The 16,628-nt window shown below is 72.6% G+C and carries 15 protein-coding genes and 1 pseudogene; 3 read left to right on the top strand and 13 right to left on the bottom strand.

Annotated elements, in window-relative coordinates:
- The first annotated feature begins 151 nt into the window (after positions 1–151).
- Positions 152–904 carry a hypothetical protein gene (locus G567_RS31640; protein ID WP_028928368.1) on the top strand — a complete coding sequence of 251 codons (753 nt, stop codon included), beginning with the start codon at positions 152–154 and terminating at the stop codon, positions 902–904.
- Here G567_RS31640 and G567_RS33790 read toward each other — a convergent pair.
- The 3 genes from G567_RS33790 to G567_RS0100200 form a co-directional block, all read right to left on the bottom strand.
- Positions 841–1,296 (bottom strand): glutathione S-transferase family protein, encoded by a 456-nt coding sequence (locus G567_RS33790; protein WP_245585482.1) that lies wholly within the window; start codon positions 1,294–1,296, stop codon positions 841–843. The genes G567_RS31640 and G567_RS33790 overlap by 64 nt on opposite strands.
- 340 nt (positions 1,297–1,636) lie before the next feature.
- Entirely contained in the window at positions 1,637–3,844 is a 2,208-nt protein-coding gene (gene recG / locus G567_RS0100205; RefSeq protein WP_028928366.1) for an ATP-dependent DNA helicase RecG, read from the bottom strand.
- Positions 3,841–5,499 carry a DAK2 domain-containing protein gene (locus tag G567_RS0100200; RefSeq protein WP_037055204.1) on the bottom strand — a complete coding sequence of 553 codons (1,659 nt, stop codon included), beginning with the start codon at positions 5,497–5,499 and terminating at the stop codon, positions 3,841–3,843. Before G567_RS0100200 ends, recG begins: the two co-directional genes overlap by 4 nt.
- A gap of 124 nt (positions 5,500–5,623) precedes the next feature.
- On the opposite strand from G567_RS0100200, the gene rpmB reads away from it, so the two are divergent.
- Entirely contained in the window at positions 5,624–5,815 is a 192-nt protein-coding gene (gene rpmB, locus G567_RS0100195; RefSeq protein ID WP_028928364.1) for a 50S ribosomal protein L28, read from the top strand.
- Positions 5,816–5,977: 162 nt separating this feature from the next.
- Here rpmB and G567_RS0100190 read toward each other — a convergent pair whose 3' ends face one another.
- Genes G567_RS0100190 through G567_RS0100155 form a run of 8 tightly spaced genes read right to left on the bottom strand, consistent with a single transcriptional unit; the run spans position 5,978 to position 10,955 of the window.
- Positions 5,978–6,658 carry a uracil-DNA glycosylase gene (locus G567_RS0100190; protein WP_028928363.1) on the bottom strand — a complete coding sequence of 227 codons (681 nt, stop codon included), beginning with the start codon at positions 6,656–6,658 and terminating at the stop codon, positions 5,978–5,980.
- Between the two features lie 3 nt (positions 6,659–6,661).
- On the bottom strand, positions 6,662–7,186 hold the full coding sequence (locus G567_RS0100185) for a gamma carbonic anhydrase family protein (protein ID WP_028928362.1): 525 nt from the start codon (positions 7,184–7,186) through the stop codon (positions 6,662–6,664).
- 9 nt (positions 7,187–7,195) lie between these two features.
- Positions 7,196–7,573, bottom strand: a complete 378-nt coding sequence (gene mnhG / locus G567_RS25895; protein WP_037055202.1) for a monovalent cation/H(+) antiporter subunit G — start codon at positions 7,571–7,573, stop codon at positions 7,196–7,198.
- Positions 7,570–7,836 (bottom strand): MrpF/PhaF family protein, encoded by a 267-nt coding sequence (locus G567_RS0100175; protein WP_028928361.1) that lies wholly within the window; start codon positions 7,834–7,836, stop codon positions 7,570–7,572. Before G567_RS0100175 ends, mnhG begins: the two co-directional genes overlap by 4 nt.
- Positions 7,833–8,378 (bottom strand): Na+/H+ antiporter subunit E, encoded by a 546-nt coding sequence (locus tag G567_RS25890; RefSeq protein ID WP_084795608.1) that lies wholly within the window; start codon positions 8,376–8,378, stop codon positions 7,833–7,835. Before G567_RS25890 ends, G567_RS0100175 begins: the two co-directional genes overlap by 4 nt.
- Positions 8,375–9,907, bottom strand: a complete 1,533-nt coding sequence (locus G567_RS0100165; protein WP_028928360.1) for a Na+/H+ antiporter subunit D — start codon at positions 9,905–9,907, stop codon at positions 8,375–8,377. The genes G567_RS25890 and G567_RS0100165 overlap by 4 nt, the downstream gene beginning before the upstream one ends.
- Positions 9,904–10,380: a Na(+)/H(+) antiporter subunit C gene (locus G567_RS25885; RefSeq protein ID WP_261763862.1), complete on the bottom strand. Its 477-nt coding sequence runs from the start codon at positions 10,378–10,380 to the stop codon at positions 9,904–9,906. Before G567_RS25885 ends, G567_RS0100165 begins: the two co-directional genes overlap by 4 nt.
- Complete coding sequence (locus G567_RS0100155) at positions 10,377–10,955, bottom strand: MnhB domain-containing protein (protein WP_051231992.1); 579 nt, start codon at positions 10,953–10,955, stop codon at positions 10,377–10,379. The genes G567_RS25885 and G567_RS0100155 overlap by 4 nt, the downstream gene beginning before the upstream one ends.
- On the opposite strand from G567_RS0100155, the pseudogene G567_RS36965 reads away from it, so the two are divergent.
- Positions 10,885–11,883 (top strand): annotated as a pseudogene (locus tag G567_RS36965) (RNA-guided endonuclease InsQ/TnpB family protein); the annotation flags it as partial. The gene G567_RS0100155 and the pseudogene G567_RS36965 sit on opposite strands and share 71 nt — an antisense overlap.
- A 137-nt stretch (positions 11,884–12,020) precedes the next feature.
- Here the strand turns inward: G567_RS36965 and mbhE are convergent.
- Together mbhE and G567_RS0100140 are read right to left on the bottom strand one after the other, a co-directional pair.
- A complete protein-coding gene (gene mbhE / locus G567_RS35800; RefSeq protein WP_245585481.1) occupies positions 12,021–14,381 on the bottom strand; it encodes a hydrogen gas-evolving membrane-bound hydrogenase subunit E in 2,361 nt (786 codons plus the stop codon).
- Between the two features lie 39 nt (positions 14,382–14,420).
- Positions 14,421–16,601 (bottom strand): malate synthase G, encoded by a 2,181-nt coding sequence (locus G567_RS0100140; RefSeq protein ID WP_245585480.1) that lies wholly within the window; start codon positions 16,599–16,601, stop codon positions 14,421–14,423.
- Positions 16,602–16,628 lie beyond the last annotated feature (27 nt).

The raw sequence follows: 16,628 nt of genomic DNA, 5'->3' as shown, positions 1-16,628 counted from the left end.
CGGCTCAGCTCAGGATTCCCGGCTCCGGCCGATGCGAACCGGCCCCCCGATCGGGTACCAAGGAAGGATGAGGCGTCGTCCCCGACCAGCAGGATCGCCCGGCCGCGCCCGCCCGCGGTACCGCCACGCCGGCCCCGTGGGGTGGCGGGGTTTGGCGGCGACGCGGGCTCGTCGACGCTATCCGGCGTGGGGCGACACATGGACGCCGATCCCGGGCCCGCCCCGGTTCCCGGTCGCGTGGCTGCTGGTCCCGGCCATCATCGTGATCGGAGGCTCCGCGGTGTTCACGATGCTCGCCTTCGTCCTTTCGATCGTGTTGTCGATGGCGATACCGGCCCTGGTGCTGTTCGCCGCGGCCGGGCTGATCGTCCGCCGTCGTGCCCCCGGCACCGCACCGGTGGCCCGACGTCCCGCCGAGCCGCCGTGGCCGCAGGCCCGGGCCCGGTTCGACGCGCTGCGCCAGCAGTATGTGGCCTACGAATGCGACCCCATGGAGGTGCTACGGCTGCCCGCGCTCGCGGACGTCTCGGTGACCAGCACGGGCCGGTTCGTCGAGGCGTTCGCCGAGGCCCAGGCCCTGGAGACCGACGCCCGCCCGCCGCGCCGGCATGCGGAGGCCTTCATCGCGGCCGTGGAGCGGGCCGAACGGGCGTGGCTGGCCGCCCGCGACGCTGCCGAACGCATCCGACTGTCCGGGCTGTCGCCGAGCGAACGCAGCGGCGTCGAGCGGGCGATCAAGCTGCTGACCACCGCGCGCGACACCGACAGCGATGCCGAACGGCTGACCGCCTACGCCATGGCCCGCAATGAGCTGGCCCGGCTGGAGCGCGCCGGGGTGATTCACATGCCGCGCACCGCCCAGGCCGTCCTGGACGCTGCCGGCCGGGGCCAGCTCCCCGCCTGATCGGTCATCCTGCGCCGCTCGGCCGAGGGTGGCGTACAGCTCGTCGCAGGCCTTCGCCGTATAGGCCACGGTGTACGAACCCCGTAGTGCGCCGTTGGGATGCAGACACGGGCGAGGCCGCGATCGACTTCGTGGTGCACGTCGAACTCGAGTTCCTCGTAGGCGTTGGTGACGACCTTGCCGCTGGCGATCTCGATCACCGCCGGCACCGTGACGCCCTTGTCGTAGCCGGGCACGGTCTTCTCGTAGGCCTCGCGCTGATACTCGATGCCCAGCACGGGATCGCGGTTGTCGGGGTCGTTGTGGAAGCGCCGGCTGCGGTCGTCGTGCAGCGGCCCGGCGATGCCCATGGAGATCGCGCCCTCGAGCCCGAGCAGCCGGCGGGCGATCACGATCCGGTTTGCCCACAGGCAGGCACGGGCGACAACGAGCCGGTAGCATCCCGCCACGACGGGCCAGGGTGAGATGCCGTCGGCGGTGATCCGCTCCTGGACGCCGAGCGGCGCGCGTGGCGGATCCGGGTGGCCGGTGATCTACAAACCTGCCCGGCGAACGATGCGCCGCCAGATCCTCCGGCAGGCGCCGGATCCCGTCGGCATCGCGACCGAGTACCGCCGCGGGCCGTACGTACCGGGAAGACCCACGGTTCGCACGACGCCCGGACCGTGGGAGACAGGACACCGGAGCACGAGAATCCCGCGACTCGCGCTCGGAAATACCCCGATTCGCGAGTCAGACCTTGGACAGGTACTCCGCCTGGCCCTCGCCGACGATCTCGTCGACCAGCTCCCGCAGGGCGGGATGCCCGGCCAGCCCCGGATCCCCCGCGACGAGGTCCGTCGCATACCCGCGCGCGGTCGAGATGATCTCCTCGTGGCGCAGCAGCGACAGCAGCCGCAGTCCGGACCGCCGGCCCGCCTGCATCGCGCCGAGCACATCGCCCTCCCGGCGCAGCTCCAGGTCGAGCCGAGCGAGCTCGAAGCCGTCGCTGGTGCCGGCGACCGCGGCGAGCCGCTCCCGGGCGCGGGTACCCGCCGGGGCGTCGGTCACCAGCAGGCACACCCCGGGCGCCGAACCACGACCCACCCGGCCCCGCAGCTGGTGCAGCTGGGACAGCCCGAACCGATCCGCGTCGAGGATAACCATGCCGGTGGCGTTCGGCACGTCGACGCCGACCTCGATCACCGTCGTGGCCACCAGCACGTCGAGCTCACCCGCATCGAAGGACCGCATCACGGCGTCCTTCTCCTCAGGCGGCAGCTTCCCGTGCAGGACGCCCAGTCGCAGCCCGGCCAGCGGTCCCTCGGCCAGCCCGGGCGCGACGTCGAGCACCGCGAGCGGGGGACGGCGCGCCGCGCCGTCGTCGGCCTCGGCGCCGATGTCCGGATCGGCGAGGTCGATCAGCTCGGCGTCCTCGTCCTCCGGGGCGCCGCCCCGCTTCGTGGCGTCCCCGCCGACCCGGGGGCACACGATGTAGGCCTGATGGCCGGCCTCGACCTCCTCGTGGATCCGCCGCCACACCCGCTGCAGCCAGGCCGGCTTCTCCCCCGCCGGAACAACCGTCGTGCTGATCGGCGATCGGCCGCGGGGCAGCTCGCGCAGTGCGGAGACCTCCAGGTCGCCGTAGACGGTCATCGCGACGGTGCGGGGGATCGGGGTCGCGGTCATGACCAGCAGATGCGGGGTGCGCTCTCCCCGGCCGCGCAGGACGTCGCGCTGCTCGACCCCGAACCGGTGCTGCTCGTCGACGACGACGAGCCCGAGATCGGCGAACTCGACCCGGTCCTGGATCAGCGCGTGCGTCCCGACCACGATGCCCGCCGCACCGGACTGCGCGTCGAGCAGCGCCTGGCGCCGCGCGGCCGTGGAGAGGGACCCGGTCAGCAACGTGACGCGGGTGGCCCGTTCGGCCGAGCCGAGCTCGCCGGCCCGGCCGAACGGGCCCAGCAGCGTGCGTAGCGAGCGGGCGTGCTGCGCGGCGAGCACCTCTGTGGGCGCGAGCATCGCGGCCTGCCGCCCACCGTCGACGACCTGCAGCATCGCCCGCAGGGCGACGACGGTCTTGCCGGCGCCCACATCGCCCTGCACGAGGCGGTTCATCGGCAGCTCGCGGGCGAGATCGGCGGCGATCTCGGCACCGACCTCGCGCTGGCCCTCGGTGAGCGTGAACGGCAGCGCGGCATCGAACCCGTCGAGCAGGCCGGCGGGCTTGGGCGGGCAGGCCACCGCGGGCCGCTCCAGGGACTGCTGGCGGCGCAGCGCGAGCGCCAGCTGCACCCCCAGCGCCTCGTCCCAGATCAGCCGGGCCCGGGCGGCGCGGTAGTCGGCCTCGGTCTCGGGCACGTGGATCCGGCGCAGCGCCCGGCCCAGCTCCGGCAGCCGCTCGGCGCGCCGGATGTAGGCGGGCAGCGGGTCGGTCGGGTCATCGAGCAGGTCGAGCACGTGTCGGACGCAGCGGGCGACGACCTCGGACCCGAACTTGACGGCGGCCGGGTAGACCGACACGAACGGCCGGACGTCCTCGCCCTCGTCGAGGGGATCGAACTCGGGATGGGTGAGCTGCAGCTCCTCGCGAAATCTCGAGACCTTGCCGGCGAACAGAGCCCGCCGCCCCGGCGTGATCAGATGCGCCAACTTCTGCGGGTTGAAGAACGTGCAGCTCAGCCTGCCACCGTGATCGTCGCGGATGACGACGGTCATCAGCTTGCCCGGCCGGTTGCGCATGGGCCGCACGGTCGCCTTCTCCACCCGGGCAACCAAGGTGGCGTGCTCGCCGACCGTGAGCTCGGCGATGGGCGTGAGCGCGTCACGGGAAACGTAGCGGCGCGGATAGTGGCGCACCAGATCGCCGACGGTGTGCAGGTCGAGCTTGTTCGCCAGCCCGGCGGCCGACGCCTTCCCGAGGACGTCTCGCAGCGACGTGTCGAGATCGATACTCACTCCACCCCCAGCATGAGCGGGTAGTCGGTCTGGCCACCCCGATAGACGAGCACGTCGACCTCCGGGTGGGTGCGCCGCAGGTCCTCGGCCAGCCGCTCGCCGAGCTCGTCATCGGCGTCGGCCCCCAGCAGGGCGGTGACGAGCTCGCCGCCGGGTGCCAGCATGCGATGAGCCAACCACAGCGCACCGACAGCCAGATCGGGGGCGATGAGCACCACCTCCCCGTCGGACAGGCCCAGCACCTCCCCCGGCTGGCAGCGACCCACCCAGGTCAGCGCCTCGGACTCGGCCACCAGCAGCCCACCGGTGCGGGTGGCCGCCGCGGCCTCGGCCATCGCGGCGACGTCGTCGCCCGCATGTCGTGCGGGATCGTGCACGGCCAGCGCCGACAGCCCCTGCAGCGCCGACGACGACCGCACCACCACGACCTCCTGGCCGGTGCGGCGGGCCTCGGCGGCGGCGCGCTCGGCGGTCGCGGTGAGGCCGGCGTCGCCGGGCAGCAGCGCGACGTGCCGCGCCCTGGTCCCGGCCAGCGCGACCGTGATCTCGTCCTCGTCGGGAGGCAGGCCCGCGGTGAACTCGAGTACATCGGCGCCGGCCTCGCGGGCCAGCTCCGCCGCCTGCGGGGCGGCCACCGCCATCAGCACGGCGCGCTCACGCACGAATCGCCTTGCCGGGGACGCGGCCTCCATCTGATCGGCGAACCGCAGCACGGTGATCCGGTGCGGCCGTCCCGCGGCGATGCCCGCCTCCAGCGCCGCGCCGATATCGGTGCAGTGCACGTGCACGTTCCACAGACCGGCGCCGCCGGGGGTGCCGTCCCCGACCACCGCCACCGAGTCCCCGACCCGCTCGAGCTCGCCGCGCAGCGCGGCCATCCGACCGTCATCGCTGCCGTCGAGCAGATACATCACCTCGTAGTCGAACTCCGTCGAGCCGCTCTCCCGCTCGATCAGCAGCGCCTCGCGGCACCGGACCGGACCGCCCGCACCGGCGGCCACGGGCCGGACCGGCCGGGTCGAGCTCGGACGGCCGGTGAGCACCTCGACGAGCGCGTCGAGCAGCACCAGCAGCCCCAACCCGCCCGCGTCGACGACATCGGCCTTGGCCAGGTCGGGAAGCTGTGCCGTGGTGGCGCGCAACGCCACGGCGGCGGCCTCGGCAGCAGCGACCGCGACCTCCTCCACCGACCCCGACCCGGTGCTCGCCGCGGCCCGCGCGGCCTCGGCCAGCACGGACAGGATCGTCCCCTCCCGGGGCTGCGCGACCGCCGCTGTGGCCAGCCGCCTGGCCCGCTCCAGCCCCGCGTGCAGCGCCGTCCCGCCGACCGGGCCTGCGGCCTCGGTGATCGCCTCGGACAACCCGCGCAGCACCTGCGAGAGGATCACCCCGGAGTTCCCGCGCGCACCGACCAGCGCGCCCTGGGCCAGGGCGGCGGCGGCCGCCGCACAGGACGGCGCCGACTCGTCGGCGCGCAGCCCACGGTGCAGCTCGTCGCTGGCGGCGCGCAGGGTGAGCAGCATGTTCGTGCCGGTGTCCCGGTCGGCGACCGGGAAGACGTTGATCCGGTCGATCTCGGCGCACCGCTGCTCCAGAGCCGCCATCGAGGCCGCCGTCCATCGGGTGATCACGGCGGTGTCGATGATCCGGGCCACACCGCGAGAGGGTAGCGACCGGGCGGTGTTCGGGGTGCCGGACGCGCTCGGTACCCTTGAGCTCACTGGCCAGGGCCCAAACCCTGCCTGAGCACTGCTCGTCTACCCGCTAGGAGTGACCGACGTGGCTGCCGTCTGTGACGTCTGCGGTAAGGGTCCGGGCTTCGGCATGTCCGTCTCGCACTCGCACCGCCGCACCCACCGCCGCTGGAACCCGAACATCCAGACCGTGCGCGCGCGCCAGGACGGTGGCAACCGCCGCCGCCTCAACGTGTGCACCTCGTGTCTGAAGGCCGGCAAGGTCGCGCGCGCCTGACGCTGCGGCTTGGTTCGGGGCGGCCCCACCGGGGCCGCCCCGTTTCTTTTCCTGGTGGCTCCCCCCTGTGAGTGCGTAACAGTGTTAGAACACTGTTACGCACTCACAGGGGGGTCCGAGCTGCCGCTCCGTCCCGACCGCGGGATCCGCGGCGCGACGAGATCAGGGCAGCTTCCAGTCGACCGGCTCGCCACCGAGCTCGGCGAGCAGCCCGTTGGCGCGGCTGAACGGCCGCGAGCCGAAGAATCCCCGGTCGGCCGACATCGGGCTCGGATGCGCGGAGCAGATGCACGGCACGTCCGCGAGCAGCGGCTCCAGGCTACGCGCGTCGCGGCCCCACAGGATCGCCACCAGCGGCGCGGCGTCCCGGGCGACCAGCGCGCGGATGGCCTGCTCGGTCACGGCCTCCCAGCCCTTGTTCCGATGCGAGCCCGGCGCCGCCGGTGCCACCGTCAGCACCCTGTTGAGCAGCAGCACCCCCTGCTCGGTCCACGGGGTCAGGTCCCCCGTCGACGGCATCGGATGGCCGAGGTCCTCGCTGTACTCGCGGAAGATGTTGACCAGTGAGCGCGGCAGCGGCCGGGTCCCGGGCGAGACCGAGAACGACAGCCCGACCGCATGCCCCGGCGTGGGATACGGGTCCTGGCCGACGATGAGCACGCGGACGTCGTCGAAGGGCTGGGTGAACGCGCGCAGCACGTTCGGCCCGGCCGGCAGGTAGCGCCGGCCCGCGGCGAGCTCGGCGCGCAGGAAATCGCCCATCTCGGCGACCACGGGAGCCACCGGCGCGAGCGCCCGTGCCCATCCCGCCTCGACGACCTCGTGCAGCGGCCGTGCTGCCACGACTCAGCCCTCCACGAGCCGAAGCTCGGCGCGGAACCGCTTGCCGCGCTGGATGTAGGACTCCACCGCGGGAAGGCTGTATCCCTCGGGCACCGAGTGGCCCTCCCGGATGCGGGCAGGGACGCCCAGCGCCATCGCCCGCGCCGGGATCCGCGCCCCGGGCGAGACCACTGCGCCCGCCGCGACGACCGCGCCGGCACCGATGTCGGCGCCGTTCAGCACGATCGAGCCGGACGAGATCAGGCACCGGTCGGCGATCGTCGCGCCCTCGATGTGGACGTTGTGGCCAACCGTGCAGTCGTCGCCGATGATCGTCGGCTCGGTGAGCGTGCAGTGCACGATCGTGCCGTCCTGCACGCTGGTGCGGGCCCCGATCCGGATGTAGCCGTCGTCCCCGCGCAGCACGGCGGTGGGCCATACCGAGGCCTGCGGACCGAGCCGCACGTCGCCGATGACCACGGCGTCGGGGTGGACGTAGGCGTCGGGGTGGATATCCGGTTCGACGTCACCGAGCGCGTAGATGGGCACGCGGCGAGCTTAGGACGGCCGCGGACCGGCTGGCGGACCGGACTCGTCGCCGTCCTCACGCATCCGCTCCGCGAGCTCGTCGACGACCAGCTCGTCGCGGCGCAGGGTGCCGGTCGAATAAGCCGAACGCCCGATGATCTGCGAGATCACCGGCGAGGTCAGCATCTGGAACAGCACCACCAGGATCAACGTGGACGCGCTGGCGAACTCCAGGCGCACGGCGGTGCCGAGCAGGATGAGCAGCACGCCGAGGGTCTGCGGTTTGGTCCCCGCCTGCAACCGGGCGGGCAGGTCCGGCAGCCGCAGCAGCCCCAGCGCCCCGAGCAGGCACGAGGTCGCCCCGGCGAGCAGCAGCACGGCCGAGACGACGTCGAGGATCCCGCTCATCGGTGCCGCTCCCACCGTTCCACCAGCCGCGCCGCCGTGGCGGACCCGACGAACCCGACGAGCGCGACCGCGAGCAGCAGCGGGAGATTCGAGCCGTCCCGGTAGATCGCCACGTAGATCGCCGTGGCGGCGACGATGAGGATGACCAGGACGTCCAGCGCCGCGACCCGGTCAAGGGTGCCGGGCCCACGCAGCAGTCGTACGAGCGTCAGCAGCGCGGCCAGGCAGAGCATGCCCAGCGCGACGGCGAAGACGGCGGTCATCGGCCGCTCCGGTCGAGGGCTCGCTGACAGGCGACGAGCTCGTCGGCGCTGCCCAACGCGGCGATCACCCGCAGCTGCAGCTTCAGCACCTGCCGCCGGGCGCGCTCGGCGTCTGCCGCGCTGCGCAGCCCCAGGTTGTAGACGTAGGCGAGGCCACCGCGCTGATCGATCTGCAGTACGTAGCTGCCCGGGGTGAGCACGACCCCGCCCGCCACGACGGTCACCACCCGCCCGGATCGCGACAGCAGGGGCACGGCGACGATCCCCGCGCGCGCCCGCGACCCGTAGCGCAGCGTCTCCCAGCTGACCTGCACACCGGAGATCACCAGGTCGGCGAGCAGATAGCCGGCGAGCTGCAGCAGCCGCCACGGGCGGATCGGCATCGCCGGGTTCTCCACGGGCAACGGGAACAGGAACGCGACGGCGGCCCCGACGAGCAGCCCGCCCAGCACGATCTTCACCGACACCGTGCCCCACAGCAGCACCCACACCACGGTCAGGAGAAGCACCTGCGGCACACGCCGGAGCCACACCGTGCTCACCGCAGCGGCTCCACGTCGAGCACCGCGGTCCGGTACGGCCCGCGGTCGAGCAGATCGTGCCCGGCCCGCGCGGTGATCGCGGACAGCGGCCCGGCCGCGACGGCGATCGCGATGCTGACCCCCACCAGCGCGCCGGTCGCGACGTACATCGGCTTCGCCGTTCGCGCGGTCCCGACGACGAGCTCGTCGGTGGGATCGGGATCGGGCAGGGGCGGTCTGACCGCGCCCCAGAACACGCGCACCCACACCCGCGCCATCGCGTACACGGTGAGCAGGCTGGCGACGATCAGGACGCCGGCCGCCAGGGTGGCGGCGGCCCCCGCGCCCGCCCCGGCCTGCAGCAGCGCGAGCTTGGCCACGAACCCCGATGTCGGCGGGATGCCGGCCAGGGTCAGCGCCGGGACGGCGAACAGCACCGCCAGCCACGGCGACATCCGCGCGAGCCCACCCATGGCCTCGATCGACACCGTACCGGTCCGGCGCGTGATCAGTCCGCTGACCAGGAACAACGTAGCCTGCACCGTGATGTGGTGGACGATGTAGAGCGCGGTTCCGGCGACCGCGGCGGCGTCGAACACCGCCAGCCCGAACAGCATGAACCCGATGTGGCTGACGAGCAGGAACGACAGCAGGCGGTTCAGGTCGTCCTGGGCGAGGGCGCCGAGCGCGCCGACGATCATCGTGAGCCCGGCGAGCACGAGCAGCACGACCGAGGGCCGATCATCGGGGAAGATCAACGTCTGGGTTCGCAGCAGCGCGTAGATCCCCACCTTGGTCAGCAGTCCCGCGAACAGCGCGGTGACCGGCGCGGGCGCGTCGGGGTAGCTGTCGGGCAGCCAGAAATGCAGCGGCACGATCGCGGCCTTGATCCCGAACACGACCAGGGTCAGCAACCCCAGTACCGTCTGCAGCCCGGTGGGCAGCTCGCCGATGCGGCCGGCGAGATCGGCCATGTTGACCGTTCCGGTGGCCCCGTAGATCAGCGCGATCATGGTGAGGAACAGCAGCGACGACGTCAGGCTGACCGTCACGTAGGTCATCCCGGAGCGGATGCGGGACGCGTTGGTGCGCCGGGTGATGAGCACGTAGGACGCCGCCAGCATGATCTCGAACGCGACGAAGAGATTGAACAGGTCGCCGGTCAGGTAGGCCAGCGAGACCCCGGCCGACAGCAGCAGGAAGACCGGATGGAACGTCGTGCTGGCCGCTTCCCGGCCGTAGTCGGCGATGCGCTGGTCGATCGCGTAGACCAGCACCGCGAGCGTCACCAGTGTCGAGATGAGCAACAGCAGCGCCGAGAGCCGGTCGGCGACGAGCACGATCCCCACCGGGGCTGGCCAGCCGCCCATCTCGGCGACCACGGGTCCGCTCCGGTCCGCCACAGCGAGCAGCGCGACCGCCACCGCCGACACCGCGGTGAGCACGACCACGCCGATCACCCGCTGCACCCGGGCCGACCGCCCGGCCAGCACGGTGAGCGCGGAGCCGAGGATCGGCAACAGCACCGGCAAGGTCACCAACGAGCTCACCGCTCACCGCCTACGTCGGCCGGGTCGACCGGGTCACCGGAGGCCGCGGCGGAGCCGGGATCGTCCTCGGCGTCGTCCTCGCCGGTGGTCTCCTCGCCCATCGAGGCCTCGGGCCGCTCGCGCTGCGCGATCCGCCGGTCCTCGAGGTCGTCCTGTACCTCGTCGTGGCCCACCAGGACCCAGGACCGGTAGCCCAATGCCAGCAGATAGGTGGTCAGCGCGAAGGTGATGACGATGGCGGTCAGCGCGAGCGCCTGCGGCAACGGGTCGGTGAACTCCGACGGCAGGGCGATGCCCAGGATCGGGACCCGCCCCGGCGGGCTCCCGATCAGCTGCAGCAGCAGGTTCGTGCCGTGGCCGAGCACCACGATTCCCAGCAGCACCCGCATCAGGGAACGCTGCAGCAGCAGGTAGAACCCGACCGAGTAGAGCACGGCGAGCACCACCGTCATGCTGAGGTTGACGGCGTTCACCGAGCCGGTTCCTCCGCGTCGCGCGCGTCGCGCTCGATCCCGGCGCCCAGCGAGCGGATCAGCTCCAGCACGACCCCGACGATGAGCAGGTAGACCCCGACGTCCAGCACGAGGCTCGTGACCAGGTCGAGCTCACCGATCACCGGCACCTGCGCGCTGAGCTTCGCGCTGGTCAGCGCCGGCTGCCCGAACAACATAGGCGCCAGCGCGGTGAGGACGGCAAGGGTCAGCCCGCCCCCGGCGAGCTGCCGCGGCCGGATGTGCAGCCGCGCGACGATCTCCGCCCCCTCGGAGCCGCCGCCCGCGATATAGCGCAGCACGAACGCCAGACCGGCCACCAGCCCGCCGGAGAAGCCACCGCCGGGACCGTAGTGCCCCACCAGCAACAGATAGGCCGAGAACACGAGCACGGTCGGGAACAGGACCCGCGCCGCCATCTCCAGCATCAGCGTGCGTCCGGCGCCGACGGGGGTCTTGCCGGGCGGTGTCCACTCCTCGTCCGGAGTGTCCCCCAGCCACAGCGCCGATTGTTCGCTCGCAGGCTCGCTCAGGGGCCCGCGTTCCGGGACGCTCATCCGATTCGGGCTGGGAGGCCGCCCGCTTCAGCGGGCGTCTCCCAGCCCTTCCTCCCTTCGCGAGACTGTCGGTGGGCCATGGGACGGTGCGCGGGTGAGGTTCCGTCTGTATCCCACCCGCGCGCAGGAGCAGGGGCTGCTCGGCCCCTGCGCGCACGCCCGGTTCGTGTGGAACCTCGCGGTCGAGCAGTTGGGCTATCGGGTGCAGGACCGGCTGCCGCCCGGGTATGTGGAGCAGTCCCGGCAGCTGACCGAGACCCGCGCAGCCTTCCCGTGGCCGGCCGCGGGGTCGCACACCGTGCAGCAGCAGGCGCTGCGCGACGTCGCCCAGACCAAACGCCACTGGCTCAGTGGAAACTCATGGCCCCCGAGATCGCGGAAGAATGGCCGCCACGAGGGGTTCCGCATCGTCGGCCCGCAGGCCCGCCGGGTGGAGAAGCTCAACCGTCGCTGGTGCCGGGTGCTCATCCCCAAGGTGGGCTGGGTGAAGCTTCGCCGCACCCTGGCCCGGGCCCGCCGCCGAGAGAAGGTGAAGGCGGCGCTGGCCCGGGCGCACGCCCGTGACGCCGACCGGCGCCGCGACTGGGCCGAGCAGACCAGCCCCGCGATCGCCCGCGGCTACGACGTGATCCGGATCGAGAACCTGAAGATCAAAAATATGATCCGCTCGGCCCGCGGCACGCTCGAGCGGCCGGGCCAGAACGCGCGCCAGAAGGCCGGGCTCGACCGGGCCATCCTCGCCTCGGGGTGGGGGCTGCTGGCCCGTCGCCTGGGGGACAAGGCGCCCGGCCGGGCGGAACGAGTCGATCCCGCGTTCACCAGCCAGCGCTGCTCGGTCTGCGGGCATGTCGCGGCGGACAATCGCCAGAGCCAAGCGCTGTTCGCCTGCGGGGCCCGCGGGCACACGAGCGACGCCGACCCGAACGCGGCGCGGGACATCGCGGCCGGACGGGCCGCGCGGGGAGCGGCGGGGTGGCCCGCCGCGGCGAACCGCGAACCTCGGCACTGCGTCTCCTCCTCGGGGCGTGATCGCCGGAATCCCCACCGTTCACGGCGGGGAGGACGTCAACCGAGCAGTTCCTCCTCATGCTCCGGGGTGCCCGAACCGCTGGTGACCTGGGTTCCGCGCCTGCGGTCGTGGCGGGTGGCCAGCACCAGGCTCACGGTTCCGGCGACCGCGATGAGCAGCACGGTGATCTCGCCGAGGGTGTCCAGGGCCCGAAAGTCGACGAGGATCGCGTTGACGACATTGGTGGCACCCGCTTCCGGGGCGAGCCGGGCGAATTCCTCGCTCGCCGTGGCGGGCGCCGTCCGCGCGCCGCTGGCCACCACGCCGAGAACGGCGAACAGGATCCCGGCGGTCGTGGCCAGCACCGCCTTGGGCACGATCACCCGGCGCGGCGGCCGTTTCTCCGTGAAATGCGCGGGCAGGCGGCGCAGTACGAACACGAACGCGACAAGGGTGAGCGTCTCGACGAGGAACTGCGCGAGCGCGAGGTCCGGGGCGCCGTCGACGATGAACAGCCCGCCGATGCCGTAGCCGATCGCCCCGACCAGCAGCACCGCGGTGAACCGCCGGTGGACGCGCACCAGGGCCAGCGCCGCGATGACGACGATCAGGCCCAGCGGCAGCTGGATCGCGGTGTGGAACGCGGCCTGGTCGGCGGGCCAGGAGCCGCCGGCGAGCAGCGCGCCGCCCGGCAGAGCCAGCACGGTGAGCAGGATGAACCCGAGATAGGCGGGCAGCGAGCCGACCTGGAGCCGGCCGGTCACCCGCACCGCGAACCGTTCGAGGCCCGCGACGACGAGCTCGTAGCCGCGCTGCGCGCTGACCGGGTGGGACAGCCGCCGGTGCAGCGCGGTGAGCGCGTCGCGGCGCAGGTGCGCGAGCACGCCGAGTCCGACCGCGGCCGCGGAGAACAGCATCGGCAGGTTCAACCCGTGCCAGAGCGCAAGGTGGTAGTCGCGTTCGACGGCGTCCTGCGCGGGGTAGGCCGCGCCGTAGCGGCGCGCCAGCCCGTCGACGATCGGGGCGAGGGTGCCCAGTACGAGCCCGGACAGCGCCGTGATCCACACCGGTACGGTGAGCCCGCGTGACGGCTGGTCCGCCTCGGTCGCGGGTAGGCCCGGCTTGGTGGCGAACGCGCCCCACAGGAACCGGGCGCTGTAGGCCACGGTGAAGGTGGAGCCGGCGAGCAGCGTGAGAGCGACCAGCCAGTTGCGGACCCCGCCGTCGTGCAGAAACGCCTCGAACGCGGCCTCCTTGCCGAGGAAACCGAGCAGCAGCGGCAGCCCCGCCATCGACGCGGCCGCCAGCACCGAGGCCACCACGAGCGACGGCAGCCGGCGACCGAGCCCGGAGAGCTTCCCGACGTCCCGGGTTCCGGTGACCTTGTCGACGATACCGACGACCAGGAACAGCGGCGCCTTGAACAGACCGTGCCCGAGCAGCAGGGCCAGCCCGGCCATCGCGGCGATCCGCCCACCGGTGCCGAACAGCACCATGAGAAAGCCCAGCTGGCTGACGGTGCCGAAGGCGAGCAGCCGTTTCAGGTCGGTCTCGTGCAGCGCGCGCCAGCCGCCGACCAGCATCGTGCCCAGCCCGAGCGCCACGATCGGCACCCACCACACGGCCCGCTCGGCGAAGGCGGGTGACAACCGCGCCACCAGGAACACCCCGGCCTTCACCATCGACGCCGCGTGCAGGTAGGCGCTGACCGGCGTCGGCGCCGCCATCGCCGCGGGCAGCCACGGGTGGAACGGCAGCTGGGCCGACTTGGTCAGCGCGCCGAGCAGGATCAGCACCAGCGCGGCCGTGACCGCGGAACCCGTAGGCGGATCGGTGACGATCTCGGAGATCCGGTAGGTGCCCGCGGCCGTGCCGAGCAGCACGATGCCCAGCAGCATCGCCAGCCCGCCGAACACGGTGACCAGAAGCGCCTGCAACGCCGCGCGCCGGTTGGCCCGGTGCTCGCCGCTCTGCCCGACCAGCAGGAACGACGCGATCGACGTCAGCTCCCAGAACACATACAGAGTCAGCAGGTCATCGGCGAGGACGAGGCCGAGCATCACGCCGGCGAAGAACAGCAGCAGGGCGGCGGTGCGCGTGGCGTCGCGGCTGCGCCGGCCGAAGTACCAGGCGCTGTAGGCGAGGATCAGCGCGCCGAGCCCGGACACCAGCACGACCATCACCAGGCCCAGCGCGTCGAGCCGGAAGTCGAACGCCAGGCCCAGTTCGGGCGCCCACGACGTCGTCGAGTCCAGACCCGGGCCGAGGGCCTGCCCGGCGTTGCCCAGCGCCCAGGCCAGCGTCACCGCGGGGAGGACAGCGGCCACTCCGAAGGCGGCTCGTCGGTTTCGCGCCGAGACAGCGGGCAGAACCGCGGCCATCACCAGATGCGCGACGACGAGACCGAGCACGCACACCTCCCCCACCTGTGAGTGCGTAACAGTGTTAGAACACTGTTACGCACTCACAGGCCTCGTCTTCTTGGCCATTTGCCGCCAGTTGGTCAGGATGCGTTCGGTGTAGCCGCCTGGTTCGGTGCGGCCCGCGAAGACCAGTTCGAGCGCGGCCTGGAAGGACTCGCTTCCCTGCAGGTCGGCGCTCATCGGGCGGTAGCCGGGCTCCCCGGCGTTCTGCTCGTCGACCAGCGCGGCCATCCGGGCGAAGGTCTCGCGCACGGCCTCCTCATCGACGAGGCCGTGGTGCAGCCAGTTGGCGATGTGCTGGCTGGAGATCCGCAACGTGGCGCGGTCCTCCATCAGCCCGACGTTGTCCAGGTCGGGCACCGTGGAACAGCCGATGCCCAGGCCCACCCAGCGCACCACGTAGCCGAGGATCGACTGCGCGTTGGTCTCCAGCTCGTGCCGCCGCGCCGCCGCCGTGAGCCCGGCGGCGGCCTGCGCGCTCAGCACCGGGATCTCCAGCAGCCTGCGGCGCTCGGTCAGCGGGCGCGCCGCCACCTCGCGTTGCCGGGCCCGCACGTCGACGCGGTGGTAGTGCAGCGCGTGCAGCGTCGCGGCGGTCGGCGAGGGCACCCAGGCGGTGCTCGCGCCCGACCGCGGGTGCGCGATCTTCTGCGCGATCATGTCGGCCATCGCCGCGGGCTTGGTCCACATGCCCTTGCCGATCTGCGCGCGACCGGCGAACCCGGCGCGCAGCGCGACGTCGACGTTGCGGTCCTCGTAGGCGCCCAGCCAGGTCGTCGACCTCATCTCGGCCTTGCGCACGACCGGACCGGCGGCGAAACAGGTGTGGATCTCGTCCCCGGTGCGGTCCAGGAATCCGGTGTTGACGAAGATGACCCGGTCGGCGGCGGCCGCGATACAGGACTCCAGGTTGACCGAGGTGCGCTTCTCCTCGTCCATGATGCCGATCTTGAGGGTGCCCGGCGCGAGGCCCAGCGCCTCCTCGACGGCGGCGAAGGTCTCGACGGTCAGCGCGACCTCGTCCGGGCCGTGCTGCTTGGGCTTGACGAGGTAGACGCTGCCGGCACGGGAGTTGCGGTGGCGACCGCGCCCGCGCAGGTCATACAGGGCCGCGACGGCCCCGACCAGCGCGTCGAGCAGCCCCTCGGCGATCTCGGCGCCCTCGGCGGTGCGCACGGCGGGGGTGGTCATGTGATGGCCGACGGTCCGCAGCAGCAGCAGCGACCGGCCCGGCAATGTGCGCGGGGACCCGTCGAGTGCGGTGTAGCGCCGATCAGGATGCATCCGGCGCTCGACCCTCCGGCCGCCGGAGTCGAAGACGGCGACGAGCTCGCCGGTCATCAGCCCGAGCCAGGTGCGGTAGGCGGCCGCCTTGTCCTCGCCGTCCACCGTCGCGACCGAGTCCTCCAGGTCGACGATCGTGGTGACCGCGGCCTCCAGCACGACGTCGGTGACGCCGGCGTGGTGCTGGCGGCCGACCTGATGCTCGCGGTCGATGGTCAGCTCGACGTGCAGGCCGTTGCGGACCAGCAGGACGGCGGCCCCCTGGTCGGCGCTCGCCTCCCGGTGCCCGGCGAGCTGCGCCGGATCGGCGAGTGCGGTCTGCCCGGAAGCCATCTCGGCGACGAGTGCCCCGCCCGTGACGGCATACGCGGTGACCTCGGCGTGGCTCCCCTGCGCGAGCGGGAACAGCTCGTCGAGCAGCCCATCGGCCTCGGCGATCACCTGGGCACCGCGCCGCTCGTCGTATCCGGGTGCGGGCTCATGGTCGAGCGGCAGCTCATCGGTTCCGTAGAGGGCGTCATACAGCGAGCCCCACCGCGCGTTCGCGGCGTTGAGCGCATACCGCGGGACGGTGGCGGGAACCACCAGCTGCGGCCCCGCGACCTCGGCGATCTCGGGATCGACGCCCGCGACCTCGATCCGCGCCTCGACCGGCGGAACCAGGTAGCCGATCTCGGTGAGGAAGGCTTCGCAGGCCGCCGCATCGGCGTCCGGATGCGCGGTGTGCCAGGCGTCGATCCGGGCCTGCAGCTCGTCGCGGCGCGCCAGCAGCTGGTTGATCCGCCCGGCGAAGCGGTGCTGCAACCCGGCGAGCATCGCCCAGAACCGCTCGGGCGACAGGTCATCGAGCCCCGCCAGCAGCTCATCGGCCACGAAGGCCCGCAGCGCAGCGTCGACCCGCAGCCCGCCGGTCGCCTGATCGGCGCTCACCGTATTCACCATCCCAGATCACCGTTC

It is taken from the genome of Pseudonocardia asaccharolytica DSM 44247 = NBRC 16224 (assembly GCF_000423625.1).
Taxonomy (GTDB): Bacteria; Actinomycetota; Actinomycetes; order Mycobacteriales; family Pseudonocardiaceae; genus Pseudonocardia; species Pseudonocardia asaccharolytica.
The sequence above is the reverse complement of the archived record's forward strand: the minus strand, read 5'-3'. Positions and strand labels throughout refer to the sequence as shown.